Origin of the sequence: Nocardia mangyaensis (assembly GCF_001886715.1) — a bacterium.
In the GTDB taxonomy this organism is placed as follows: Bacteria; Actinomycetota; Actinomycetes; order Mycobacteriales; family Mycobacteriaceae; genus Nocardia; species Nocardia mangyaensis.
This window is the reverse complement of sequence record NZ_CP018082.1, coordinates 2485369-2511249: the sequence shown is the minus strand read 5'-3', so window position 1 is coordinate 2511249 and position 25881 is coordinate 2485369. Positions and strand designations below refer to the sequence as shown.

The 25881-nt window shown below is 70.5% G+C and carries 22 protein-coding genes; 11 read left to right on the top strand and 11 right to left on the bottom strand.

The window, feature by feature from the left end:
* Positions 1 to 5: 5 nt before the first annotated feature.
* Positions 6 to 2345, top strand: coding sequence for a SpoIIE family protein phosphatase (locus tag BOX37_RS11370; protein ID WP_071927617.1), 2340 nt, complete (start codon positions 6 to 8; stop codon positions 2343 to 2345).
* 9 nt (positions 2346 to 2354) lie between these two features.
* On the opposite strand, the gene BOX37_RS11365 is transcribed toward BOX37_RS11370, so the two are convergent.
* The 5 genes from BOX37_RS11365 to BOX37_RS11345 form a co-directional block, all read right to left on the bottom strand.
* Positions 2355 to 2954, bottom strand: a complete 600-nt coding sequence (locus BOX37_RS11365; protein ID WP_071927616.1) for a hypothetical protein — start codon at positions 2952 to 2954, stop codon at positions 2355 to 2357.
* Between the two features lie 10 nt (positions 2955 to 2964).
* Complete coding sequence (locus BOX37_RS11360; RefSeq protein ID WP_156910362.1) at positions 2965 to 3276, bottom strand: hypothetical protein; 312 nt, start codon at positions 3274 to 3276, stop codon at positions 2965 to 2967.
* Positions 3277 to 3579: 303 nt separating this feature from the next.
* Complete coding sequence (locus BOX37_RS11355) at positions 3580 to 4776, bottom strand: cation:proton antiporter (protein WP_071927614.1); 1197 nt, start codon at positions 4774 to 4776, stop codon at positions 3580 to 3582.
* A 4-nt stretch (positions 4777 to 4780) separates the two neighbouring features.
* Positions 4781 to 5263, bottom strand: a complete 483-nt coding sequence (locus BOX37_RS11350; RefSeq protein WP_071927613.1) for a cation:proton antiporter regulatory subunit — start codon at positions 5261 to 5263, stop codon at positions 4781 to 4783.
* A 64-nt stretch (positions 5264 to 5327) separates the two neighbouring features.
* On the bottom strand, positions 5328 to 5807 hold the full coding sequence (locus tag BOX37_RS11345; RefSeq protein ID WP_071927612.1) for a cation:proton antiporter regulatory subunit: 480 nt from the start codon (positions 5805 to 5807) through the stop codon (positions 5328 to 5330).
* A 206-nt stretch (positions 5808 to 6013) separates the two neighbouring features.
* Between BOX37_RS11345 and BOX37_RS11340 the strand changes: the two genes are divergently transcribed.
* Positions 6014 to 6349, top strand: coding sequence for an STAS domain-containing protein (locus BOX37_RS11340; protein WP_071927611.1), 336 nt, complete (start codon positions 6014 to 6016; stop codon positions 6347 to 6349).
* Between the two features lie 61 nt (positions 6350 to 6410).
* Here BOX37_RS11340 and BOX37_RS11335 read toward each other — a convergent pair whose 3' ends face one another.
* Entirely contained in the window at positions 6411 to 7448 is a 1038-nt protein-coding gene (locus tag BOX37_RS11335; protein ID WP_071931393.1) for an LLM class F420-dependent oxidoreductase, read from the bottom strand.
* A gap of 151 nt (positions 7449 to 7599) precedes the next feature.
* Between BOX37_RS11335 and BOX37_RS11330 the strand changes: the two genes are divergently transcribed.
* From BOX37_RS11330 to BOX37_RS11320, 3 genes are all read left to right on the top strand, one after another.
* Positions 7600 to 8259 (top strand): cyclodeaminase/cyclohydrolase family protein, encoded by a 660-nt coding sequence (locus BOX37_RS11330; protein ID WP_084759548.1) that lies wholly within the window; start codon positions 7600 to 7602, stop codon positions 8257 to 8259.
* Positions 8260 to 8583: 324 nt separating this feature from the next.
* Complete coding sequence (locus BOX37_RS11325; RefSeq protein WP_071927610.1) at positions 8584 to 9336, top strand: L,D-transpeptidase; 753 nt, start codon at positions 8584 to 8586, stop codon at positions 9334 to 9336.
* A gap of 117 nt (positions 9337 to 9453) precedes the next feature.
* The gene (locus BOX37_RS11320) at positions 9454 to 10584 is read left to right on the top strand and encodes a DUF8176 domain-containing protein (RefSeq protein ID WP_071927609.1); all 1131 of its coding nucleotides are present in this window, start codon (positions 9454 to 9456) and stop codon (positions 10582 to 10584) included.
* Between the two features lie 27 nt (positions 10585 to 10611).
* Here the strand turns inward: BOX37_RS11320 and BOX37_RS11315 are convergent, their stop codons facing one another.
* Positions 10612 to 11463, bottom strand: coding sequence for a bifunctional 5,10-methylenetetrahydrofolate dehydrogenase/5,10-methenyltetrahydrofolate cyclohydrolase (locus BOX37_RS11315; protein WP_071927608.1), 852 nt, complete (start codon positions 11461 to 11463; stop codon positions 10612 to 10614).
* A 170-nt stretch (positions 11464 to 11633) separates the two neighbouring features.
* Between BOX37_RS11315 and BOX37_RS11310 the strand changes: the two genes are divergently transcribed.
* Both BOX37_RS11310 and BOX37_RS11305 read left to right on the top strand, forming a co-directional pair.
* The gene (locus tag BOX37_RS11310; RefSeq protein WP_084760780.1) at positions 11634 to 12506 is read left to right on the top strand and encodes a YdcF family protein; all 873 of its coding nucleotides are present in this window, start codon (positions 11634 to 11636) and stop codon (positions 12504 to 12506) included.
* A gap of 47 nt (positions 12507 to 12553) precedes the next feature.
* Positions 12554 to 13351 (top strand): putative protein N(5)-glutamine methyltransferase, encoded by a 798-nt coding sequence (locus BOX37_RS11305; RefSeq protein ID WP_071927607.1) that lies wholly within the window; start codon positions 12554 to 12556, stop codon positions 13349 to 13351.
* A 192-nt stretch (positions 13352 to 13543) separates the two neighbouring features.
* On the opposite strand, the gene BOX37_RS11300 is transcribed toward BOX37_RS11305, so the two are convergent.
* A complete protein-coding gene (locus tag BOX37_RS11300) occupies positions 13544 to 14371 on the bottom strand; it encodes an SDR family NAD(P)-dependent oxidoreductase (protein WP_071927606.1) in 828 nt (275 codons plus the stop codon).
* A 30-nt stretch (positions 14372 to 14401) separates the two neighbouring features.
* The gene (locus BOX37_RS11295) at positions 14402 to 15976 is read right to left on the bottom strand and encodes a succinic semialdehyde dehydrogenase (RefSeq protein ID WP_071927605.1); all 1575 of its coding nucleotides are present in this window, start codon (positions 15974 to 15976) and stop codon (positions 14402 to 14404) included.
* A gap of 145 nt (positions 15977 to 16121) precedes the next feature.
* Here BOX37_RS11295 and BOX37_RS11290 point away from each other — a divergent pair, with 145 nt between their 5' ends.
* The 4 genes from BOX37_RS11290 to BOX37_RS11275 all read left to right on the top strand — a co-directional run bounded on the left by BOX37_RS11290 (position 16122) and on the right by BOX37_RS11275 (position 20463).
* Entirely contained in the window at positions 16122 to 16802 is a 681-nt protein-coding gene (locus BOX37_RS11290; protein ID WP_071927604.1) for a TetR/AcrR family transcriptional regulator, read from the top strand.
* A 69-nt stretch (positions 16803 to 16871) separates the two neighbouring features.
* Positions 16872 to 17573 carry a response regulator transcription factor gene (locus tag BOX37_RS11285; protein WP_071927603.1) on the top strand — a complete coding sequence of 234 codons (702 nt, stop codon included), beginning with the start codon at positions 16872 to 16874 and terminating at the stop codon, positions 17571 to 17573.
* On the top strand, positions 17570 to 18610 hold the full coding sequence (locus BOX37_RS11280) for a HAMP domain-containing sensor histidine kinase (RefSeq protein ID WP_071927602.1): 1041 nt from the start codon (positions 17570 to 17572) through the stop codon (positions 18608 to 18610). The genes BOX37_RS11285 and BOX37_RS11280 overlap by 4 nt, the downstream gene beginning before the upstream one ends.
* A 554-nt stretch (positions 18611 to 19164) precedes the next feature.
* Positions 19165 to 20463, top strand: a complete 1299-nt coding sequence (locus BOX37_RS11275) for a DUF4153 domain-containing protein (protein ID WP_240505303.1) — start codon at positions 19165 to 19167, stop codon at positions 20461 to 20463.
* Between the two features lie 80 nt (positions 20464 to 20543).
* Here BOX37_RS11275 and recD read toward each other — a convergent pair whose 3' ends face one another.
* Positions 20544 to 22520 (bottom strand): exodeoxyribonuclease V subunit alpha, encoded by a 1977-nt coding sequence (gene recD / locus BOX37_RS11270; RefSeq protein WP_071927601.1) that lies wholly within the window; start codon positions 22518 to 22520, stop codon positions 20544 to 20546.
* Positions 22517 to 25876 carry a UvrD-helicase domain-containing protein gene (locus tag BOX37_RS11265; RefSeq protein WP_084759547.1) on the bottom strand — a complete coding sequence of 1120 codons (3360 nt, stop codon included), beginning with the start codon at positions 25874 to 25876 and terminating at the stop codon, positions 22517 to 22519. The genes recD and BOX37_RS11265 overlap by 4 nt, the downstream gene beginning before the upstream one ends.
* Positions 25877 to 25881: the final 5 nt, after the last annotated feature.

Below are 25881 nucleotides of genomic sequence, written 5' to 3'. Positions count from 1 at the left end.
TGCCGATGAGCGCTGTCCTGGCCGCATTTCTCGACGACTACTCGGCTGCCCTGGGCCGCCACGTCGCCGCGCCCGGCCAGGACGGCCTCACCGAGGGCTACGACCTCGGCAGGCGGGCCCTCGTCGAGGGCATCAGCCTGCTCGATCTCACCGAACACCATTTCCGCGCGGTCGCCGAGTACGCGGGTACCCCGGTGGATCCGCGCAGCGCCGAGGTGGCGCTGGAATTCCTGCTGCAGACCATGGCCGCGCTCGACATCGCCACGCGCGGCTATCTCGACGGCACCCGCCGCTACGAACAGCAGCGCGAGCGCGCCGAGGACCTGGCCGGCCGCGACGCCTTCCGCACCGCGCTGGTCGAGTCGCTGCAGGACGGCTTCTTCGTCGCCGACGACCACGGCACGATCGTCGAGGTGAACTCGGCTTTCGGTGTGCTCACCGGCTACGGCGCCGAGGAGGTGCCGTTCCCGCTGCCACACCCGTGGGCCCTGTCGGATCGCAAAGGATATCCCCAGATCGGTACGGAGGCGTCCCGTTTCGTGACTCCGGTGCGCCACCGGGATGGCCGGGAGCGCTGGCTCGCGGTGAGCGCGAGCTCACTGGTCAAGCAGGAGAACGACGAGCGGATCTTCGTCGGCACCGTGCGCGACGTGACCGCCGAACACGACGCGCAGGCGCGCGATCAGGCGGCCTCGCGGCTGGCGACGGCGGTCGGTGCGGCGACGAGCATGGTGGAGGTGCTCGCCGTCGGACTCGACGAGCTGCGCCGGACCATGGGCGCGCGCACCGCGCTGGTCGCGGTCTGGCCGAGCCGGACCGGGCAGCCCGACCTGTACTCGTGCGGTGAACCGCCGTCAGCGGAGCCCGACACCAACGGCGACACAACACAGTTCACCGTGACACCGGTGCAGTCCGGATCGCGGGCCGCGCAGACGGTGACGATCGACGACGAGGTCAAGGCACTGCTGGATCGGGCACGCAGGCAGTCGGCCCGCGGCCTGTCGGCGATCACCGGCGACGACGGTGGCGTCGAAGCGGTGGTGGCGCCACTCGGCGAGACCGGCGATGCCGCGCTGTGGGTGCGTTTCGGCGCGCCGCGGGCGGTCAGCGCCGCGGACTGGGCGCTGTACTCGCTGCTGGTCGGCCATCTCAGCGTGGCGTTGCAGCGGGCGCGCAACTTCGATCAGGCCCGCGCCACCTCGCTCACCCTGCAGCGGGCCATGCTCGGTCCGATCGAGTTGCCGCCCCGGTTCTCGGTGCACTACGAACCCGCGCTGCCCCCGCTCGAGATCGGCGGCGACTGGTACGACGTGGTGCCGCTGCGCGACGGCACCATCGGCGTGGTCGTCGGCGACTGCGTCGGCCGTGGCCTGTCCGCCGCCGTGGTGATGGGCCAATTGCGGACAGCGGCAAGGGCTCTGCTGTTGCGCGGGGCCGGTCCGGCACAGCTGCTCGCCGAGCTCGACGCGGTCGCCGCGCGGATTCCCGGCGCCATGTGCACGACGGTGTGCGCGGCGGTGCTCGATCCCGAGCGCGGGATGGTCCGCTATTCCAACGCCGGCCACATGCCGCCCATCATCGCCCCGCCCGGTGGTCCCGGTCGCATGCTCGAGGGCGGACGTGCCGTGCCGCTGGCCACCTTCGACACCCCGCGCCGCCCCGAGGCGACGACCGCGCTGCCGCCCGGTGCCACGCTGGTGCTGTTCACCGACGGGTTGGTCGAGCAGCGCGGCTACGACATCGCCGAGGGCTTCGTCAAGATCGCGGAAGTGCTCAGCGAGACCGGCGCCGCGCTGCCCCGCGACGTGGCCGATGCCGTGCTGTCGCGGCTGTGTCCGCCCGCGGGCTACGACGACGACGTCGCCATGGTCGTCTACCGCCAGCCCCCCGCGCCGCTGAGCCTCGACATCCCCGCCGCCGCGGCCGAGCTGACCGGCCTGCGCCGCAGTCTCTACCGCTGGTTCGCCACCGCCGCCGTTCCGCACGATCTGGCCGCCGACCTGGTCGCGGCCGCCAACGAGGCGTGCAGCAACAGCGTCGAACACGCCTACCGCGACAGCACGCCGGGCCGGGTGCGGCTCACCGCCACCTGCGAGGGTGACCGGGTGGTGATCGAGGTCGCCGACGGTGGCCGCTGGGTCCCCACTCCCACCGACCCCGGCTATCGAGGTCGCGGCGTGGAGATGATGCGCGTGCTCACCGAGGAGCTCGAGTTCGACCATGACGAGAACGGCACCCGCGTCCGCATGTGGGTCACCCTGCCGTCGATCACCTTCCCCACCGCCAATCCGCTGCGCGGCTCGACCCGGCCTGCCGCGGTGTCCGCGGGACAGCATGCCGGCTGAACCGGTTGCTCAGCGAGCGGCGGTACTACCCAGGACGAACAATTCGGGAACCGGCTGACCGAGCAGCGGGGTCGCGGGAGTCGCCGGGCGGCGCCGCAGGACCGTGCAGCGGCGCACGAGAACGGTGCCGCAAGTGCGGATGGTGGTGGTGATCAGGTCCTCGGCGAGCGGGAGGTCGTCCTCGCGATAGGCGTAGACCGAGAACCGCACGACGCGGGGATCGTTCGGCGTGTCCGACTGCAGGATCGCCTCGGTGGGGCAGCTCGACAGCAGCATGATGGCGGCGGCGAAGCCGGTGCACGGGTCGCCGTCACCGATCGCACGACCGGCCGCCACCGCGGCGAAAGTCGTTCGCAGGCAAGGCTGTACGGGTATCTCCTGGGACTGCTGGATCCTGGTCCAGCGCAGCAGCGCCGGGTGGTCGGCGATATCGGGCCTGGCGCGCCAGCGTCGGCGGCCACTGGCGAGCAGGCGGGCCGCGGTCAGGTCCCACGCGTGGGGATCGTCGATCTGCGCCACGATCCGCAGGCGACGACATTCGTCCGCGCCGGGAGCCACCGGTTCGATCGCGGGGGGCGTCGGCCCGGCCGCGTGTCCCTGGGTCTGCATCACGAGCCCCCTACCGTGCGAAAGTGCCGAACGAGTGCCGTCCGCGGCGCCAGGCCATCCGGAAGGCCACGACCGACGCGATCACCGACAGGCACACCACGGCCGCGAGCACCGCGAACACCACCGCGCCCGGCCAGCCCACCCCGGCGTTGCGCGCGATCAGCGCGGAGGCGGCGATGGGGCCGACGGTGGCCAGAACCGGGATCAACAAGATCAGTCCGAGGGTGACCAGGGCCGAGGGCGTCATGGTCGATTTCGCTGCGAAGAAGCCGGGCCGGAAGATCACTCCATTCGGCCCGGACTGCCGTGTGACTGTAGCCATTTCCGCCCTCTCCGTTACCCGAATGGGACCCAGCGAACCATGGGCCACAAACGTACAGCCCGAATCGTGCCCAGAGCGGAGTTCGTCACGAAACAGTGATAACCCTAAATTGCCACTTATTCAGCACTCGCTAACATTCGCAGCTCAGGCCAATAAATTACGATTGCGGGATGTTTGCTTGTGGTGGATTATATTCAGATCGCGTAACAATTCCGAGCACCGTTTCACCGCGAGTCGCGTTATCTTTCTCCAGCCGCGGTATGGGGTGGCGCGCAGCCGCCGGCGGCGACCATGGCCCCGTCCTCACTCCGCGCCGGAGTCCACCCGCACAGGTTGCTTGCCGTCGAGCAGCCGCATCACCGGCTCGACGATCCGCGCCGCGATCGGCCCGATCACGGCCATGAGCAGCACGTAGGTGGTGGCGAGCGCGGCGAACTCCGCGGGCACCGCGCCGGCGGCGACCGCCAGACCCGCGATGACGATGGAGAACTCACCACGCGCCACCAGCGCGGTTCCGGCGCGCGCCTGGCCGAGCCGGGACGCACCGGCGCGTTGGGCCGCCCACCAGCCGGTGGCGATCTTGGTCGCGGTGGTGACCACGGCCAGCAGGATGGCCCAGCCGAGCACCGGCGGAATGCTGCGTGGATCGGTACTCAGCCCGAACAGCACGAAGAACATCGCCGCGAACAGGTCGCGCAGTGGCTCGAGGATCTTGGTGGCGTCGTGCGCGGTCGAATCGGAGATCGCGATTCCCAGCAGGAACGCGCCGACCGCCGCCGAGACCTGCACCGCCGAGGCGAGACCGGCCACCAGCAGCGCCGAGCCGACCAGCTTGAGCAGGAAGATCTCGCGATCCTCGCTGGCCACGATCGCCGAGACGTACCGGCCGTAGCGCAGGGCGACCACGAGCACCACCGTCACCGCGGTCAGCGCGATGCTCACCGTGGTCAGGCCGGTCACGAAGCTGACACCGGCCAGGACCGCGGTGAGTACCGGGAGGTACACCGCCATCGCCAGATCCTCGAACACCAGGATCGACAGCACCACCGGCGTCTCCCGGTTGCCGAGCCGGCCCAGGTCGTTGAGCACCTTGGCGACGATGCCGGAGGAAGAGATGTAGGTCACCCCCGCCATCGCGATCGCGCCCGTCGGCCCGAGGCCGAGCATGAGCGCCACGATCACACCGGGTGTGGCGTTGAGAACCACGTCGAGCAGGCCGGCAGGCCACGACTTACGCATGCCGGTGACCAACTCCCCCGCCGTGTACTCGAGGCCGAGCAGCAACAGCAGCAGCACGACACCGATCTCGCTGGCGAGATGGATGAACGGCTCCACCTCGTGCAACTCGATCAGGCCGCCGGTGCCGAAGACCAGGCCACCGAGCAGATAGAGCGGGATGGGCGACAGTCCGACGCGTGCGGCGACGCGCCCGAGGACGCCCAATCCGAAGAACACCGCCCCCAGCTGGATCAATGCCAGCGTTGTCCCCGTGAGCTGCACCGGCTCAGCCGTCGGAAAGGATCGAAGCGGCGGCGTCGAGCCCGGCGTTCGTCCCGACGACGACGACGATGTCACCGTCGGCGAACACGAAGTCCGGTCCTGGCGAGGCGAATACGTCTCCGGATCGAAGCACCGCGACAATCGACGCGCGGGTCCTGGTGCGCATTTCGGTGTCGCCGAGGCGACGCCCGGAATAGGGCGAATTCGGTGGCATCGACAGTGACCTGGTGCTCACTCCGTCGAGTTCGCGATGCTGTTCGCGCAATTGCGCGACCAACTGCGGTGCGCCGAGCAGACTCGCGAGCGTGCGCGCCTCGACCTCGGACAGCGGAATCTGCACCGTGGTGTCCGGGTCCCCGATTCGGGTGAAGATCAAGTCCGTGCCGCCGTCACGATGATCGACGACGCCCATGCGGCGATCCACCTTCGACAGCGAGAACTCTTTTCGCACGCCGATTCCCGGCAGGGTAGTCACATCTACATTCATTTTTGGATCACCTAACCTCAGCTAGGTGGCACATTACCGTCCCTTTACGCTTCGTTCCGGGTGCTCAACCCGCGGCCAGCAGCCTGCCGGCCGCGTCCAGACCGTGCTCGGTACCGACCACGACCACGAGGTCACCGGCGATGAAGGCGAAATCCGGGGTGGGCGACGGCGATACCTCACCGGCGCGAACCACCGCGACGACCGATGCCTCGGTGCGGGTTCGCATCTCGGTGTCGCGCAGCGGGCGCCCGTCGAACGGGCTGCCGCGCTCGATGGCGAACTGCCGGGTCGACAACCCACCGGTGCCGAGGGTGTCCTGGGTCTCCTGCACGACCTGGGGCGCGCCGAGCAATCCGGCCAGCACGCCGATCTCGGCACTCGACAGTGGAATCGAGGTCGTCGAGTCGACGTCGCCCGCCCGCGACACCACGAGATCCACCGACCCGTCGCGATGCTCGATCACGCCGATCCGGCGACGCGCGCCCGCCAGCAGAAAGTCCTTGCACACGCCGATCCCCGGTAAAGGCGTCACATCGATGTTCACGCCCACACAGTACGACGGCACCGGGAAAACAGCAGCCCTGCCCTGCGCGGGCCGAACCTCGGCACCCGAAACCGTCGCCGCACGCCTGCGCACGACACCCACCTGCGACAGTGAGCGCGACCGATGGCTTGCGTATTCCGGCGAAGTTGTGTGTTGTTGGAGAGGTGACCAACTCATCCGGAGACGCGTATCCACTCACGGACACGATGACCACCACGACGGCGGTACACGACGGCGTCACGGTGCTGACGGTGACCGGCGAGGTCGATCTGGCCACCGCGCCCGCGCTGGACGCCGCCATCGAGACCATCCTGGCCGACAAACCGGCGACGTTGGTGATCGATCTGACCGCGGTCGGGTTCCTCGCCTCGGCGGGAATGGCGACCCTGGTCGCCGCCCATCAGCGCGCCGGTGACACCACCGCCATCGCGGTGGTCGCCGACGGGCCCGCCACCAGTCGTCAATTGAAGATGACGAGCCTGGACCAGGTGTTCGCGATGCACACCACCCTCGGCACCGCCTTGGCGTCGTTCAAGTCCTGACCTGAGCACGCGCGCCGCCGTCCGGAGAACGCTCCGGACGGCGGCGCGCCGTGTCGGTGGGTCAGCAGAGGCCGCGCAGCTGCTCGATCAGCCTGACCCGGCCCGCGGCGTTCTCGGCGAGCGGCGTGACGTTGAGCGTGGTGACGCCCGCCTCGGCGAAGGCCGCCACGCGCTCCTTCACGAAGCTCTCCGGACCGATCAGCGACACATCGCGGACCAGCTCGTCGGGCACGGCCTTGGTGGCGGCCTGCTTGTCACCGGCCAGGTACAGCTCCTGGATGCGGTCGGCGGCCTCGCCATAGCCGTACTTGGTGGCGAGGGTGTGGTAGAAGTTCTTGCCCTTGGCACCCATGCCGCCGATGTAGAGCGCCAGGTGCGGCTTCACGAACTCGAGCAGCGGGGTCACGTTCTCGCCGATCGCCAGCGCCGGGCCCGCGAAGACATCGAGCTTGCCCAGTGCCGGATCGCGCTTGGCCGTGCCCGCCGCGACCGCGTCGCCCCACACGTCCTCGGCCTTCTCCGGCAGGAAGAAGATCGGCTGCCAGCCCTCGGCGATCTCGGCGGCCAGCTCCACGTTCTTGGGACCGAGCGCGGCCAACAGCACCGGAATGCGCTCGCGGACGGGGTGATTGATCAGTTTGAGCTCTTTGCCCAGCCCGGTGCCGCGATCGGCGGGTAGCGGGATCTGGTAGTACTTGCCCTGGTAGTTGAGCTTCTCGCGCCGCCAGACCTTGCGGCAGATCTCGACGAGTTCGCGGGTGCGCCCGATCGGGGCGTCATAGGGCACGCCGTGGAAACCCTCGATGACCTGGGGACCCGAGGCGCCGATGCCGAGGATGAAGCGGCCGTCGGAGACGAAGTCGAGCCCGGCCGCGGTCATCGCGGTGAGACTGGGGGTCCGGGTGTAGAGCTGCAGGATGCCCGAGGCCAGCTGCACCCGCTCGGTCCGCGCGGCCAAGAAGCCCAGCGCGCTCACCGCGTCGAACGAGTACGCCTCCGGCACGAAGACGATGTCGAGTCCGGCGCGTTCCAGGTCGGCGACCTCGGCCGCGACCTCCTTGAACCCGCCCGAGTAGTTGATGCTCAATCCGATCCGCATGCCACCCAACATAGCCCCGGCGGCCCCGCTCACCCCGACCGGTCGGTCTGTCGGCACAGGTGCTGGTCGGGCGGGGTGCGCGGGTGGGCACCCGGTAGCGTTGGCGGTGATTCCCAGCGCAGTTCTCGCCGCATCGAAAGGCCTCCCCGTCGTGTCGCAGCCCACCGTCTCGCCGCAGCAGCTCGCCCCCTCCTTCGCCGCGGTGACCATCGAGCACTATCTGTCGGAGCTGGCCGCCAAGGTGCCCGCACCCGGTGGTGGCGCCGTGGCCGCGCTGCACGCGGCGCAGGCCGCCGCGCTGGTGGCGATGGTGGCGCGCTACACCACCCGCGCCAAGGATGCCGAACACCGTCCGGTCGTCGACCGGATCATCGAGGCCGCCGACGCCGCGCGCGCCCGGTCACTGGCCCTGGCCGATGCCGACGCGGCCGCGTTCACCGCCGTCGGCGTCGCCTACAAGCTGCCCAAGGACACCGACGCCGAACGCGGCGCCCGCACCGCGGCGATCAACGCCGCACTGGTGGAGGCGGCCCGGGTGCCCGCCGCGGTGGTCGACGAGGCCGACGAGATCCTCTCGCTGGCAGCCGAACTGCTGCCGGTCGGCAACCCCAATGTGGTCACCGACATCGGCGCCGCCGCCGACGCGGCCCGCGCCGCGGCGATGAGCTCCCAGCTCAACATCGAGATCAATCTCGGCTCGCTGCCCGCCGAACTGGGCGACGCCTTCGCCGCGGCGCTGCTGCGCGTCGAGACGGTCACCGCGCGGGCCGACGCCTTGCACGCCGACGTACTGCACGCCGTACGCGGCTGAGTCGGACTCGTACTCGCCCACGGCACCCGGCGCCACCGAGCCGGTCGCCGACGGTGATCACGTCATGACGAGATCACTGCCGCCAGAACCGAATTCGACGCCACTGCCGCGCTCGCCCATGTCGAGGCGGCGTCCTGGCGCCGTGCGCCGACCGAGGCCGAAACGGCCGGTATCGAACTGGGAACGATTCGCGCACCCCTCACCAGCGCGAACACAAGACGACACACCGTCGGGACGGTCGGCCGTTATCACTTCGATAGGTCTAGTTGATCATGGCGGCTTAGACTTGGTGTCCGCCTACGAGTGACCGAAGGGGTGGCGTTTATGAGGAGCGCACTTCGTTTCCTGTTCGTCGCGACCATGGTGGCAATACTGGCCGCGTTCTGGTCGGGAGCCGCGTCCGCCGCTGCGATCGGAGGAACCCCGACCGCGACGGTCACGTCGATATTCCCGGCGAACGGGCAGGTCGTCGGCATCGCCGCGCCGGTCACGTTCACCTTCGCGTCCCCGGTCACCGACCGGGCCGCCGCCGAACGCGCCACCGCGATCCGGGCCACCGACACCCTGTCCGGCACCTTCTCCTGGGTCGACGACACCCAATTGCGCTGGACCCCGAACGGAACGCTGCCCACGAATTCACCGATCTCGGTGCAGTTCGGCAATCAGCGCACCCAGTTCCAGACCAACGGCGGCGTCTACGCCGAAGCCAATCTGTCGGCGCACACCTTCACGGTGAGCATCGGCGGGCAGGTCGTGCGGAACATGCCCGCGTCCATGGGCAAGCCCGGTTTCGAGACACCGACCGGCACCTTCACCGTGTTGGAGAAGTTCCGCTCGCTGGTGTTCGACTCGCGCACCATCGGCATCCCGCTCGATGATCCCGAGGGCTACATCATCGACGGCGAATGGGCCGTCCGCCTCACCTGGGGCGGCGTATTCGTGCACTCGGCGCCGTGGTCGGTGGATTCGCAGGGCTACGCCAATGTGAGCCACGGCTGCATCAACCTCTCGCCCGAGAATGCCGCCTGGTATTTCGAGAACGTCGGCATCGGCGATCAGGTCTACATCCATTGGTGAGTTGACGAATTCCCTCGTGGCATTCTGCGTTCCCACCGCCCGCGCAGTATCGTGCCCGTAACGAAATCGTTGCGGGACACGAGACCCTGACGGCGACAGCCTGATGAAGGTGGGGCGATGGATCGACCGGATGCGCACAGACCGATCGGTGCTCGAGAGCACGATCCTGGATCGGCCGATGCTCCGTTCGCGGCGCCCATCCCGATCCGCCGAGCCGGTCGCGACCTCGGCGCCCCGCGGCCACGCAAGCCGAGCGAGCAGAATCAGCCGCGCCGCGCCGGTGCCCGGCACCGCGTCGAAGGCGGGCCGATCACCCCGGCCGGGATCCCGGTGATCTCCCTGTCGTCGAACGACCGGCTCGGCCATCTCGTCACCGAGGACGCCTACGCGACCGACCGGTTGCCCGTCGTCGGCGGACGGTTCGATCCCGTCGCGCGCCATCCGCTCGCCGATTCCGCGGCCACCGACACCGCGTTCGCGATCGAGGAACCCGACAACGGTCCCGACACCGACAAGCTCCCGATCATCACCCCCGACTTCCCCCCGCCCGACGTCCACGACGCCTGGCCGGACCCGGTTGACGACGAAACCGACCGCCCCGCACCGCGCGCCCGCGACACCTGGCCGGTCCCGGCCGCCGACGAACCCGACTGCCCCGCACCCGATTACGGGGGCGACGACGAGGTCTACACACGAATGATCGACCGGTCCCGGCGGCGCCGCGCCCCCAAATGGGTCGCACCGCTGGCCGCTTCGGTAGCCGGCGCCGTGCTGATCGGCGGCGCCTACCTCCAATTCCGTGGGCCCGCACCGGAATCCGCGGCCGCGAGCAGTCCGCTCGAGCCCGCGCCGCCGAGCGCGACCGTCATCGCGGCGAGCTGCCCGACCGAGCAGATCGGCGACAGCCTCCGGAGCAACGGTGCCGGCGGCACCGACAGCGGTATCGCGGCGATCCTGGCGTTCCAGCACGCGTACTACGTCGCGCGCTCCGGTGACGAGGCCCGCACCCTGGTGGCGAGAAATGCCGCACTGCCCTCGGGCGCCGCCATCCAGGCCGGCATCGACACCATTCCGGTGGGCACCACGCACTGCCTGGAGATCGCGCCGGGGCCCGCCGACGGGCAGTACCTCGTGACGATCACCGAGTTCCGGCCGGACGCGGTGCCGATCGTCTACAACCCGCAGCTGGTCGACACCGCCACGGTGGGCACCAAGACGCTGATCACCTCGATCGGACCGGTGCGCTAGACCCGATCGAGGTCGGCCGGAATTCGTTCAGGCGCGCGACTTTTCCGCCGCGACGACCACATGGCGCATGAGCAGCGCGGTGGTGACCGGGCCGACGCCGCCGGGGACGGGGCTCAGTGCCGCCGCCTTGCCGGTGACCGAGGCGGCGTCGACATCGCCGACGATGCCACCGCCGACGGCCTCGTTGGTGCCGACGTCGACCACCACGGCTCCCTCCCCGATGTGCTTGCCGGTGACCAGCCCGATCCGGCCCGCCGCGGCGACGACGATGTCGGCGGGTGTGGTGACCGCGGCCAGATCGGCGGTGCGCGAGTGCGCGACGGTGACCGTGGCGTTCTCGGCGAGCAGCAACTGGGCCAGGGGCTTGCCGACGACATTGGAGCGGCCGACGACAGTGACCAGCCGGCCCTGCAGCGCGATGCCGTGATGCTTCAGCAACTCGACCACGGCTGCGGAGGTGGCGGGCACGAATCCGTCGAGGCCGGCGGCGAGCAGGCCGAGTGAATGCGGGCTGACGCCGTCGACATCCTTCGCGGCGGCGATCGCCGAGCTCACGTCGTCCAGACCGACACCGGCGGGCAGCGGGGTCTGCAACATGATCGCGTCGACAGCCGGGTCGGCGCTGCGCGCGGTCAGTTCGGCGCGAATGGTCTCGGCGCTCGCGTCGGCGCCGAGATCGATGCGCTCGCACGCGATGCCGAGCCGTTCGGCGGCCTTGCGCAGGGAGTTCACGTACCAGGTGCTGGCCGGGTCGTCGTTGGCGACGATCAGCGCCAGCGTCGGCGCGGTGCCCGCGGTGGTGAGCGCACCCGCGCGCTCCTTCGTGTCGGCGTTGATGGCGGCGGCGAGTTCCTTGCCGGTCAGCGAAGCGGTATCCACGGTGAGTCACCTTATCCGCCGGTGCCCGTGCCCCGTGCCGCCGGGCCGCGACGCGCGGAAGGCCGTCGAGGTCCACGGTGACGGTGAGGGGCGGTCGTAGGGTGTTGGCTGCTCTGCCATCAGCTCTGCCAGCACGTACCGAACCGTTCGCGGGAAGGGTGTCGACTGTCGTGACGATCTCGAGGCATTGGAAACAGCTGGTCGGCGCTGTGTTCACGGCCGCCGCCCTGACGACCGCGACGGTCGGCCCCGCCACCGCCGAACCGGACGTGACCGCGCTCTACAACTCCGCGCAACGGCATTTCACCAACGGCGACGACAATGCCGGTCGCGCCGACCTGCGCGCCCTCATCGCCGCCGCTCCGCACGACGCGGACGCGCTCGCGCTGCAGGCCATCTGGTCGCACTACGCGGGCGACGCGGGTGCGGTCGGCGACGCGCTGCACCGGCTCGGCGCGGTCGACGCGGGCAAGGCCGCGGGGACCGCGAATGTGCTGCACGCGGTCACCGCCGCCGCGTCGACGCTGCCCAATCCGCTCCCGGCGCTGGTCGGTCCGCAGACCGGCATCGTGGTGCTCGGCTACGGTCTGCTGCCCGACGGCGCGCTGCGGCCGGAGCTGGAGAACCGGCTCACCGCCGCCTGGCTGCAGGCGGTCGCCGCACCGTTCTCACCGGTGGTCGTCACCGGCGGTAATCCGCGCAACGGGGTCTCCGAGGCCGAGGCCATGCGGCGCTGGCTGGTGGGGCGCGGGCTGCCGAACGAGCGGATCCACGTGGAGGACCGGGCCGGGTCGACGGTGCAGAACGCGCTGTTCAGTACGCGGCTGCTGCGTGATCTGGGCGCGACCAGCGCGGTGGTGGTGACCTCCCCCAATCACATCCGCCGCGCGGTCGCCGATTTCATCGTCGCCGGTACGCATGTCGTCGGGGCGATGACCTCGCTCGAACAGCTGGTCTCGCAGTTGCCACCGCCCCCGCGCAGTGCCCAGCGCGGGATCTACCTGGACGCCACCCGCACCTTTCAGCTCGCCACCTCTCGCTGATCCGAAGACGCGCGTAATTCGCTTGCCCGGCACGGGACAATCGCTCCATGGGAACGCTGACCGAGGTGACCGTCGCGCTGCGTGGTGCGGGCTGCGTGTTCGCCGAGGACGAGGCCGCGTTGCTGCTCGACGCGGCGGCCGATGATCGCCTGCGACTCGACGACCTGGTCGCCCGGCGGGTGGCGGGAACGCCGCTGGAGTACCTGCTCGGCTGGGTGGAGTTCCGTGGGATGCGGGTCGGCGTGCGGCCCGGGGTGTTCGTGCCGCGTCAGCGCACCGCGTTCCTGGTCGAGCAGGGGCTGGCGTGTGTCCCGGACGGTACCCCGGGAGCGTGTGTGGTCGACCTGTGTTGCGGCTGTGGCGCACTCGGTCTCACCGCGGCCACCGAACTACGCGCCCGCGGCTGCGATGTCGAACTGGTCGCCGCCGATGTCGACCCGATCGCCGTCGAGTGCGCGCGGGAGAATCTCGCCGCGCTGAACGCACCGGTCTTCCGCGGCGATCTGTTCGACGCGCTTCCCCTCGATCTGCGCGGACGGATCGATGTGCTGCTCGCGAACACCCCCTATGTGCCGAGTGCCCGAGTCGCGGATCTACCGCCCGAAGCACGCGACCACGAACCACTCGTCGCCCTCGACGGTGGTGCGGACGGTCTCGACGTGTTTCGCCAGGTGGCCGAGGGGGCGGCCGAATGGCTCGCCCCGGGTGGCACGGTCCTGGTGGAAACCGGCACCGGCCAGGTCGACACCGCGTGCGCGGTGCTCGTCGAATCCGGGCTCACTCCGCGAGTGGAACACTCCGAGGAGCACCACGCCACCGTCGTCCTCGGAACCAGGGCGCTGTAAGCCCTCGGTCCATCCGCGCCGGCCAGCATTCGCCCACACAGACGCGCGCCGCACGGCGCGGAGGCCGAGATTCGCCGAATATCCACTGCGGCAGCGGTTCCCAGCGACCAGGGGATCGTCCGAGCACGGCGATACCCCAGCCGGACCACCGCGTCAGCAGCCGGTCGGACAGGGGCATCGTGTACCGCGGGCCTACTTGCGTCCGGTGAAGTGGTCCATCGAGTGGTACACGCCGACCGCGTTGAGGTAGAGGTCGCGCACCTTGATCGGCAGCAGGCCGGTGAGCGCGCGGTTCATCCGCGAGGTCCACGGCAGCACCACCAGCGCGCCGCCCTTCTTCATCTCCGACCAGGAGGTGTCGACGACATCGTGCTGCTCGAGCATCGGGGTGAACAGGATGCCCTTGGCACCGTCGAACATGCCGGTGTTGATGTAGGTCGGACAGACCGTCGTGAACTTCACGTGGGCGTGGCCGGCCTGCTCGAGCTCGAGGCGCACCGAATCCGACCAGCCCAGCGCCGCCCACTTCGAGGCCGCGTAGACGGCCATGCGCGGATTGGCGACCAGACCGGCCGAGGACGCGATGTTGAGCACGCGCGCCTGACCGGCGCCGGCGACCATCCCGGGCAGGAACTCGAGGGCGATGTACATCGGGGCCAGCGAGTTGATCGCCATGGTCTTGTCGATGTCGGCGCGGTTCTCGGTTTCCCAGAAGTAGGTGTTGCCGCGCACGATGCCCGCGTTGTTGACCAGGATGTCGATGCCGCCGACCTCCTTGCGCACCTCCTCGGCGGCCTCGCGGATCGACTCCTGCGAGGACACGTCGACGACGTAGTGGTGCACCTTGCCGCCCGCGGCGGTCAGCTGTGCCGCGGTGTCACGCAGGGCGATCTCGTTGACATCCCACAGCACCACCGCGTCGGCGCCCTCGGCGACCGCCTTCTCCGCGAACAGCTTGCCCAGGCCCATGGCGGCGCCGGTGACCAGCACCCGCTTGCCCGCGACCGTCTCCAGTTTCATGTAATCGATTCCCCTGATTCCCGCTCGTCGCTACTTCTGGCGCAGCGTCTTCATGACGCCGAAGACCAGCGTCATCGTCTTGGCCCACATCTGCTCGGACATGCCGGGCAGCGGCGCGATCGGCAGCACCCGCTGAACCGCGATGGTCTGGGTGTCGATGTACTTGAGCAGGCCCTCGGGACCGTGGCGACGGCCCTGACCGGAGATGCCGAGCCCGCCCGAGGGCGCGTCGATGCTGCCCCACGCGGCGATGAAGCCCTCGTTGACGTTCACCGATCCGGCGTTGATGCGCGCGGCGACGGTCTTGCCCCGTTCGGCGTCGCGGCTCCACACGCTGGCGTTGAGGCCGTAGGCGGTGTCGTTGGCGGCCTCGATGGCGGCCTCGTCGGAATCGACCTTGTACACCGAGACGACCGGGCCGAACGTCTCCTCGCGATAGACCGTCATGCCGGGCTTCACCTCGGCGAGCACGGTGGGCTCGTAGAAGTAGGGGCCGAGGTCAGGGCGGGCACGGCCACCGGCGAGCACCTTGGCGCCCTTGGCCACGGCGTCGTCGACGTGGGCGGTGACGGTGTCGAGCTGACGCTGGAAGGTCAGCGAACCCATGTCGCGGCTGTAGTCCAGTTCGCCGCCCAGCGACATGTTCTTGACATTGCCGACGAATTCGGCGACGAACTGGTCGTAGACCGAGGCGTCGACGTAGATGCGTTCCATCGACTCGCACAGCTGACCGGCCGAGGAGAAGCAGGCCCGCACGGCCAGCTTGGCGGCCTTGGAGACATCGGCGTCGGCCAGGACCAGCAGCGGGTTCTTGCCGCCGAGTTCGAGGGAGTAGCCGATCAGCCGCTCACCGGCCTGCTGGGCGATGGTGCGGCCGGTGGCGCTGGAGCCGGTGTAGTCGACGTAGTCGGCGCGCGCGATCACGTCGCCGCCGATCTCCCGACCGCGGCCGAGCACCGCCTGCCACAGGCCACGGGGAAGGCCGGCGCGTTCGGCGGCGTCGATGGCCCACAGGGCCGAGAGCGCGGTCTGGTTGTCAGGACGCGCGACGACGGCATTGCCGGCGATCAGCGCGGGCAGCGCGTCGGAGGCCGACAGCGCGAGGGGGTAGTTCCACGGCGAGATGACCGCTACGACACCCTTGGGCCGGTGGCGCACGTCGACGGAGGTGAGCACCGGCAGCACCCCGCGCGGCTTGCGGTCGGCGAGCAGCTTGGGCGCGACGGCGGCGTAGTAGCGCGAGTTGAGCGCGACGTCGCCGACCTCGTCGAAGGCGTGCGGGCGGGACTTGCCGGTCTCGGTCTGCACGATGTCGAGGATGGTGTCCTGCTCGGCGAGCACGATGTCGTGGAAGCGGCGCACGATCTCCACGCGCTGCTTGACCGGCACCTTGGCCCAGTCGCGTTGCGCGTGGCGGGCGACGGCGAAGGCGCGCTCGATGTCGTCGACGGAGGACTGCGGCAGATCGCCGATCTTGTGGCCGGTGGCCGGGGCGAAGACCGGGACCGACGGCGCGCCACCGGCGACGGCGCGATCCAACAGGGGCTGAACCAGCGCGGTCGGCAGCGCGGTGGGTTCGGCGGTCAGCTCGGGGGCTGTCGTCATTGTCGGCCCTTCTCCTCTGGCAGATGGGTCACGCGGAGCAGTCGCGCGGGTTCGGCTATTTGCTGAACACCAGTGTTAGATTAATGGTTGAGCCCGGTCCCGTGTCAAGCTTTCCACGGGTGTCCGACGGTTGTGAGGAGGTGCGATGTCCGGTGATTCCGCCGCGGTACGCCGTGGCCGCCCGCCGCAGACCGAGGAGCAGGCCGAGGAGGTCCGCGCCAGGATCGTCGACGCGACGGCCGCGGTGTTCGCGCGTGAGGGCTCGCGGGGATTGAGCGTCGCGCAGATCATCGAGCAGGCCGGGCTGGCCAGGCCCACTTTCTACCGCTATTTCGGCAATGCCTCCGAGCCGCTGCGCGCGGTGCTCGACGCGTCCAACGACGGTCTGGTCGGTGGGATCAGGGCGGCGCTGGCCGGTACCGACGAGCCCGTCCAGCTGGGTATCCGGCTGATCGATGCCTACGTGGACTGGGCGCGCGGGCACGGCCCGATGCTGCGGCCGCTGTTCGCCGAGCTGCACGATCCCGGCTCACCGGTCTCGGCCTATCGGGAACGCGCGCTCGACGACATTCGCGATCTGGTCCGCAAGACCTTCGGCGAACTCGGCCGTCCCGTGCCCGCCGCGCTGGACCTGGACGCCGCGCTGCACGTGTGCGAGTACGTCGTCTACCGCCTGAGCGCGGGCACCGAACCCGGCAGCGATCCCGACCCGGCACTGGCCACCGAAGCCAGGATCACCATGATCCGGGTCCTGCTGGTCACCCTCGGCACCCGCGACGACCTGGCCTACGCCATGGAACTGCCTGGCTTGTTCCCCGACCCGTAGGTCTCGGTCCACACAGAATCTCCACATGTGGCGACGGAACTCTCCACACCCGCTGGCTAGGGTCGGAGCATGGAACTCAGTGGGGGCGCGACAGGACAGGCCGGGCGCCGCGTCCTGGTCGTGGACGACGAGGTGACGATCGCCGAATCGGTGGCGGCGCGGCTGCGCGCCGAGGGGTTCGCGGTCGAGGTGGCACACGACGGGCCCGGCGCGGTGGCGGCGGCCACGGCGGGGGAACCCGATCTGGTGGTGCTCGATGTGATGCTGCCCGGCTTCGACGGGATCGAGGTGTGTCGGCGCATCCAGGCCGAGCGGCCCGTGCCGGTGCTCATGCTCACCGCACGCACCGAGGAGACCGATCAGCTCATCGGGCTCGGTGTCGGCGCCGACGACTATCTGACCAAACCGTTCTCGATGCGACTGCTCACCGCGCGGGTGCACGCGCTGCTGCGACGGGTTGATCGGGCCGCCGATCGGGGCGAGGTCAGCATTGTCGTCGGCGATCTGCGCATCGACCTCGATCAGCGGCGAGTCTGGCGAGGTGAGACCGAAGCGCGGCTCACGCCCTTGGAATTCGACCTGCTGGCCCGGCTCGCGCAACGGCCGCGGGCCGTGCTGGCCAGAGAGCGGCTGCTCGCCGACATCTGGGACTGGTCCGATGCCGCCGGTACCCGCGCGGTCGACTCCCACGTGAAAGCGTTACGCCGCAAACTCGGTGCCGACCTCATCCGTACCGTGCACGGTGTCGGTTACGCCCTGGACGCGCGATGAGTACCACCGAGTCCCCGGCTTCGCGGCTCGATCGCGTCGCCGACCGGCTGCCCCGGCCGCTGGATCCGCTGCGGTCGATCAAGTTGAAGCTGGCCGTGCTGATGGTGAGCTCCGGTGCGGTCGCGTTCGCCTACTTCTGGTTCCGCATCGGTTGGCTGCCCACCTTCACCACGCTGACCGCGATGATCATCGCGCTGGTCACCTCGCAGTTCCTCGCGCACGGCATCACCCGGCCACTGCGCGAGATGACCGCGGCCGCGCGGCGGATGGCGCACGGCGACTACAGCTTTCGGGTACGCGCCTCCTCCCGCGACGAGGTGGGACAGTTGGCGCTCGCGTTCAACCAGATGGCGGCCGACCTGGCCGCCGCCGATCAGCAGCGGCGTGACCTCATCGCCAACGTCTCGCACGAATTGCGCACGCCGGTCACCGCCCTGCACGCGGTGCTGGAGAACATGGTCGACGGGGTCAGCGAACCTGATCCCGCGACACTGCGCACCGCACTGGCGCAGACCGAACGGCTCGGGCTGCTCGTATCCGAGCTGCTGGATCTGTCCAGTATCGAAGCGGGCGCCTCGACACTCGACCGTGAGAGCCTGCCGCTCGCACCGCTGCTGGCTTCGGCGATCGCCGAAGCCGAGGTGATGACGGCCGCGCTCGGTCGCGGCGTCCGCTTCACCACGATCGTCGAGCCCGCCGGGGCGCACGTGCTGGCCGATCGGGCCCGCCTGCACCAGGTGCTGTTCAACCTGCTCGACAATGCGGCCAGGCACGGACCGGCCGGGGGCGAGGTCCGCGTCGTGGCGACGACCACCGAGGGCGGCGCCACCGTCCTCGACATCTCCGATGACGGACCCGGGATCCCGGACGCCGACCGTGCCACCGTCTTCGACCGTTTCACCCGCGGTGGCCGCACCGGCGGCGGCGGCACCGGCCTCGGCCTGGCCATCGCCCGCTGGGTCATCGACCTGCACGGCGGCACCATCGCCGTCGCCGAACCCGGCTCCCGCATTCGGGTCGTCCTGCCCACGGACTGACCGACCCAGCTCCCTGATCATCTTCCCCGGCTGCCCTTCGGTTCCGGGGCGATCCCGCACACCCGTCGAAGGGAACACCCATGTCCGAACACACCTCTCCTCATACCGACGACACCCCTGGCGCCGACACCACCGGAGCCGTGACCACTGGTGCCGTCCCCTCCGCGACCACCATGTCATCGCCCGACATCCCATCCGTGGCAACGCCTCCGTCGTCGGCAGGCCCACCCATCCCACCGGCCCCCAGTCGCTGGAAACGCGTCGCTCGGCCGCCGAGCGTTCTTCCCGCCGCTGCAGCGGTCGGGGCCATCGGCGCGACCGTGCTCCCGCTCGATCGCCCCGGCCTCGGCTGGCTCCTGACCGGAACCGCGATCGTCGGCGCCCTCTATGCCGTCGACCATCGCGCCCGATCCCGTACGCCCGTCGATACCACGACGGAATCAAAGACGGCGGAACACCACCCGGCTATCGCGAAGCCCACCTCCACCGATAGTTCACCAACGTCCGTCGGTGCCACCCCGGCGACCACCTCAGCGGCAGTCGGTGCTGCACCGGTGCCCGTGGCGAAGGGGACAGCAGACGAGAGTGTTGCCACGGTGGCGCTCGGGGGCACCGCGTCGGAAACAATTGCCGCTCAGCCGCCCACGGCTCGGGATCGGTTCTGGTGGGCGGCTGCGGCGCTCGTACTACTCGGGGTCGGGACGTTCCGGGCAGCGGGGTGGCTGTTCGTGTTGTGTGTGCTGGGCGCGTGTGTGGCCGGGTCGCTCGCGGTCTTGGGGCGGCGAACGGGGCGCGGGCTCGCCCACGACATGGTCGCCGTGCCGTTGGCCTCGTTCGGGGCGGTGCCGTGGGCGTTCTCCGGGTTGCGCGAGGTGCAGTCGGCGCAGGTGTCGAAGGTGCGGCGCTTCGGGGTTTCGGTGGCGGTGACAGCGGCATTGCTGGTGGTGTTCGTGCCGCTGCTCGGTGGGGCGGACGCGACCTTCGCCGGCTTGTTGAACGGATTGGCACCAACGGTGGACGCCGCGACGGCCTGGCAGTGGATCCTGCTGTTCGCCGTGCTCGGGGCGGGCGCCCTTGGCGCGCTGTATCTGCTCGCGGGGCCGCCCGCCCGCGCGGCGGAAGCGTCGCGCCCCGTGCGGTTGTGGGCGCGCAGTGAGTGGGTGTTGCCGGTCGGCGCGCTGACGGTGTTGTTCGCGGTGTTCCTCGGCGCGCAGTTCGTCGCCCTGTTCGGTGGCGACGACTATGTCCAGCGGACCGCGGGCCTGACCTATGCCGAGTACGCGCGCAGCGGGTTCTGGCAGTTGTCGGCGGTGAGCATCCTGACCTTGGCCGTGATCCTCGCTGTCCTGCACTGGTCCGCGCGCGACACCGCGGCCGACCGCCGCTGGCTGCGCATCCTGCTCAGCGCGGTGAGCGTGCTGGCCCTGGTCATCGTGTGCTCGGCGCTGGCCCGCATGTGGACCTACCAGCAGGCCTACGGATTCACGGTGCTGCGCCTGCTGGTGACGATGTGCGAATTGTGGGTCGGCCTGGTGTACGTCCTCACGCTGGTCGCCATCGCGCGCCTGCACTGGAACTGGGTGCCACGCGCGGCCGTCGGCACGGCCCTCACCACCCTCATCGCCCTGGCTCTGCTCAACCCGGAACACCTTGTCGCCGAACGCAACATCGACCGCTGGGCGAAGGGCGAACGCCTCGACACCGCCTACCTGCGCACCCTCTCCCCCGACATCCTCCCGGCCCTGAACCGCCTCCCCACCCCGATGCGCGCCGACATCGAGACCCCCATCCGCACCGACCTCGACGCTGACCCCTGGTGGTCGTGGAACCTGTCGCGCAGCTCCGCCCGGTGAGACCGCCCACGGCGAACCAGGTGGCCTCGGATGCGCACCCGCCCGCCATCGCCTGTCGACATCGTGTCATCGCCGGCCCGCTACGGACGCGGCGAGGTACCCGACGCCGACGACGCGGTGCGCGACAGCCCGCTGGCGCGCAGGACGCGGCGGCCGATGGCGGCGCGGATGGCGTCCTCGGTGCCGATGACGCGGACGTGGGTGCGGGCGCGGGTGATGGCGGTGTAGAGCAGTTCCCTGGTGAGCAAGGTGGATTCGGGTTCGGGCAGGACGACGGAGACGGTGTCGTACTGGCTGCCCTGGCTGCGATGGATGGTCATCGCGAAGACCGTGACCACGGCGGGGAACTGGGTGGGGTGCACCAGATAGGGTTCGCTGCCGCGTTGCAGGGCCGCGCGCAGGGAACCGTCGGGGCGACGGATGATGACGCCGGTGTCGCCGTTGTAGATCCGGGCCTCGTGATCGTTGGCGGTGACCAGCAACGGCTGGCCGGGATACCAGACCGCTTGCGGCCCTTCCGGTCCCGCGCCACCCGCGGCCGCCCAGTCGGCCGCCATTCGGTCCCAGCGTTCCACCCCGAAGGGGCCCTGCCGGTGAGCACAGAGCAGTCGATGCGATTCCAGGGCGGTGAGCGCGCCGATCGCGTCACCCGCGTCGGCGGCGGCGGTGACAGCCAGCGACGCGGTGATCACGTCGGCGCGCACCGCGGCGGTGTCGTCGGGTGCGCACAGCGATACGTCCGCACCCCCGGCCCGCAGGATCGCCAGCGCCGCGTCGGCGTCGCCCGCCCGCACCGCCACCGCGAGATCCGCGATCCGCCCACCGAAGCGCCGTCCGCGGGTGAGCCGCACGATCCCGCCCCGCAGCCGCCGCTGTTCCAGCCCACTGAGCGAGGCGCCCACCACCGCACCGTCCGCTCCCGGCTCACCATCCACGCCGGAACGACCCGGCCCCGAGATGCTTTCGGCGCCCACGTGACCCGGAACGCTCGCCACTTCGCCCAGGGCGGGGTTCGGTGCGGCGCTGATCGGCCCGGCGACCAGGTCGGCGAGGACCGCGCCGGCGTCGACCGAGGCGAGCTGGTCCGGATCGCCGACGAGGACCAGGCGGGTGTCGGGCCGCAGGGCCGAGAACAGGTGGCTCATCATCGTGAGCGACACCATCGACGTCTCGTCGACCACCACCACGTCATAGGGCAGCCGGTTGTGTTCGTGGTGGCGGAATCGCGTGGTGCGTCCGCGTTGCCAGCCCAGCAGGCGGTGCAGGGTCGAGGCGGTGAGTTCGGGTAGACCGAGTTCGGTGGCCTGTTCGCGCACAGCCTCCTGGAGGCGCGCGGCGGCCTTACCGGTGGGGGCGGCGAGCGCGATGCGCAACGCGGGCAGTTTCGGGGTGGCGGCGCGATGGGCGGTGAGCAGGGCGAGGATGCGCGCGATGGTGTGCGTCTTGCCGGTACCGGGACCGCCCGCGACCACGGTCGTCCAGTGGGTCGCGGCGAGCGCGGCGGCCAGGCGCTGGCGGTCGGGGCCCGCGCCCAGCGGCTCGGCGAAGAGCCGATCCAGTTCCGCCCGCACGAGCGCGGTGTCGATCACCGGATGGTCGAGGCTGCGTTCGGTGAGGACCCGCCGCAGCGTCTGTTCCTGTCGGTAGTACCGGTCCAGATAGAGCAGCGCCCCACCCTCGGCGTCGGCTTCGACGATCCGCAACGGCCGCAGCGGTCCGGCCGGTCCGCCGCAGATCAGCGGGCTGCGTCGCAGTGCGGTCAGCACCTGGTCGGTGTCGGGCCACGGGAGGCTCGCCGGGTCGATTCCCGTGGCGGCGTCGCGAGTTTCGTCGGCGTCGATACCGATCTCGCGCATCCGCGCCAGTTCCAGACAGACCGAACCGGAGCGCACCGCGCGCACCGCCAGCGCCGCCGCGAACAGCACGGCTTCACTGTCCTCGCGCCCCATCCGTCCCAACCGGACCGCGACATGCACATCGGCGGCCGAGAGGACCCCCGCCTCGTTGAACACCCGCAGCAGCCCGGTCCCGCGCTGCGCCACCTGGATCGAAGTCATCGCGTGTCTCCCGCCAGCAGGTTCGACAGCGCGACAACGAGTTCGGCGGGCGGATACCAATCGAACACACCGTGCCCGCGCGGGGTCGCCGCGCCGATCATGCCGCGCACGAACAGATACCGTGCGCCGCCGAGATGCCGGGCCGGATCGTAGCCGGGCAGCCGCCAGCGCAGATACCGGTGCAGCGCAACGGCATACAGCAGGGCCTGCAGGGGATAATGCGAGCGGATCATCTCCGCGACCATGTGCTCGCGGCGGTAGTGCTCGACGGTGAGGTCGCCGGTGCCGAGGCGGTTGGTCTTGTAGTCGACGATGAGATAGCGGTGCTCTCCCACCGCGTCGGGCACCCGCAGGACGGCGTCGATACTGCCGGTGAGATAGCCGCGCAGGACGGTGTCGGGCAGGGCGGCCAGGTGCTCGGCGTAGCCGGCCAGGTCGTCGTCGGCGGGCAGATGGGTGCGCAGCAGGGCCGCCACCGCGTGCATCCCCGCCGCGCGCGGAGCGGGGTTCTCCCCGCCGCCCAGCGGCAGTTCGAAGTCCAGTTCGTTGAGCCGGTTCCTGGTCGCGACGTCGGCCAGCGAGCCGAAATCGGTCGGGGTGCGCAGCACTTCGAGCAGCGCGGTGGCCAGCAGGTCCACGTCGAGTTCGGCCATGGTGTGTTCGACGGCCTCGACACAGCGGGCGTGTACCTCGGCGGCGAGATCGGGTACAGAGGTGTCGACGGTCTCGAGGACACCGTGCACGAGCGTGCCGAATTCGGCGCCGTAGGGCAGGTCGTTCATCAGCGAGGAGGCCGCCGTGCCGCCGGTCGGTGCGTCCAGTGGCGCCTCGGTGGGTTCGTCGTCGGGGCCGGGTCCGTCCTCGGGTTCGCCGTCGCTCACCCCGGCGGTGTCGTGCGCGCCCGCGGTGAGCGCCGAGTACGAGGTGCGCCGCCAGTGCTGGTCGAGGGTGCGGGTGAACCCCGCGGCGGCCAGCTCACCGGTCGGGAGTTCGGTGCGCACGCGCCGGGGCGCCACGTTCTCCGGCCGGTCCACCGCGGTCACCGAGATGACCTCGGCCGCGGGTTGGGCCCACTCGGTGAGCCGTTGCGCCGCGGCGGCATCGGCGGGGATCTCCGCGCGGCGCGGGACCTGTGCCGAGCCCGGCCGTCGGCCCAGGATCATCCGGTGCAGGGGCGCGGCGGCGGTGGTGATCGCCGGCGCCCACCAGGCGACGACCTGACACATGGCGCGGGTCAGCGCCACGTACAGCAGCCGCAGCTCCTCCCCCGATTCTTCTGCCTCACAGCGCAATTGGCGCTCACCGTAGCCGGGCGCCTCCTTGCCGCCGAGATCGAGGACGCGGGTGCCGTCGTCGTCGTGGAACAGCAGCGTCGCCGGATACGGGTTCTTGGCGCTGTCCCACGCGAACGGCAGGTAGACGATGGGGAATTCGAGTCCCTTGCTGGCGTGCACGGTGGCGATCTGCACGGCCGCGGCGTCGCGGTCGAGCCGACGGCTGCGTCCGCTCACGCTGCCCGCCTCCGGGTCGCGCACCCGGTCGGCGAGCCAGCGGGTGAGCGCGGTCAGGCCGAACCCTTCGGCGAGGGCGACCTCGTCGAGCAGTTGGGCCAGATGGCGCAGGTCGGTGAGTTCGCGTTCGCCGTTGTCGACGGCCAACAGGCGCGGCGCCAGATCGGTCTCGGTGGCGAGCTTGTCGAAGACCGCGGCGAACCCGGCCCGACCGAACACCCGGGCCGCCTCGCGCAGCTGGGTGGACACCCGGCCGACGAGATCGGCACCGCCGGTGTCGATCTCGGCCACGGTGACGCCGAGGATCGGCGTGCACGCGGCCAGCCGCACCCGATCGCCACGGTGCGGTTGTTCCAGCGCCCGCAGCACCCACAGCCAGTCGGTGGCGGCGGGGGTCGCGAACACACTGGTGCCACCGGCCAGGACGGAGGCGACGCCGACCCGGTCCAGCGCGGCCCGCACCACATCGATCTGGGTGCGGGTGCGCACCAGGACCGCGAGGTCACCGGGTCCGATCGGTCTGCGTACCCGCCCGTCGCCGACCTCGGTGAGCGCGTGATCGGTGCCACGCTCGGGCCCGGCCTCGATGGTGGCGCCGGATTCGAGCAGGGTGACGATGTCGGCGGCCAGATCGTCGGCGACCTTGGCCCGCTGCCTGCCGACCGAGGGGAACCCCGACCGGTTGCGCGGCCCGGCGCCCGTGCGTGGCAGCACCCGTAGCCGCAGCGGGGTGATCACCGCCGGATCGCCGTCCAGGCGGGTCGCCGGACGCGTCGGCGCCACCGGGTAAACGCTGATCTCGGGATGGCCGAGTTCCGCACCGCCGCACAGGTGGTCGACCGCGCGCAACAGACCCGCGTCACTGCGCCAGTTGCGGGTGAGTTCGCTGCGCCGCTGCGCGTGCGCGACGGCGTCCAGATAGCTGAGCACCTCGGCGCCACGGAAGGCGTAGATGGCCTGTTTCGGATCGCCGACCAGCACGAGGGTGGCGTGTTCGTGGAAGGCACGGCGCAGGATGTCCCACTGCAGCGGATCGGTGTCCTGGAACTCGTCGACGAGCGCGACCCGATACCGCTGCCGGATCCGGGCGCGGGCGCGTGGTCCGTGGTCGGGATCGGCGAGCACGTCGTGCAGCAGGACCAGCAGGTCGTCGAAATCGCGCAGGCCGGCTTGCCGTTTGCGGCGTTCGGTCTCCGCGCGGACCGCGGTGGCGAAAGCGACCCGCTCGCCCGCCGCGCCGTCGGTGCGCGGCGCGAGTTCGGCGTGGCGGTCGTGCACGGCGGCCAGGGCGAGGGTGCGCGCGTCGCGCAGGGTGAAGGGGGCGCGGTCGCGGGCGTAGCGGGCCAGGTACAGGTCGTCGGCCACGGTGACGACGAGTTCGTCGACCGATTCGACCAGTCGCGCGCCCGGATCGTGTTCCCCGGCCAGGCCGAGTTCGTCGAGCATCCGCTGACAGAACGAGTGCGTGGTGGCGATGGTGCCCGCGTCGAAATCGGCCAGGGCGGTGAGCAATCGGTGCCTGCGCAGCCGCACGGTCGCGGCGTCGGTGTCGGCGAGGGCGCGGACCAGGTCGTCGTGATGGGACCGCGCGGTGTCCGGTTCGGCCAGGGCGGCGGCCACCGTGACGAAGCGCTCCCTGGTGCGTTCGCGCAGTTCCTGGGTCGCGGCGCGGCTGAAGGTCACCAGCAGCAACTCGGCGATCCCGATCCCCGCCTCGGCGACATAGCGCACGGCCAGCCCGACGATGGCGTGCGTCTTGCCGGTGCCCGCGCTCGCCTCGAGTACCGTGGTGCCGGTGGGCAGCGGCCCGGCCGCGTCGAAGGCTTCGGCCGCGGGCGCCGACATCGTCC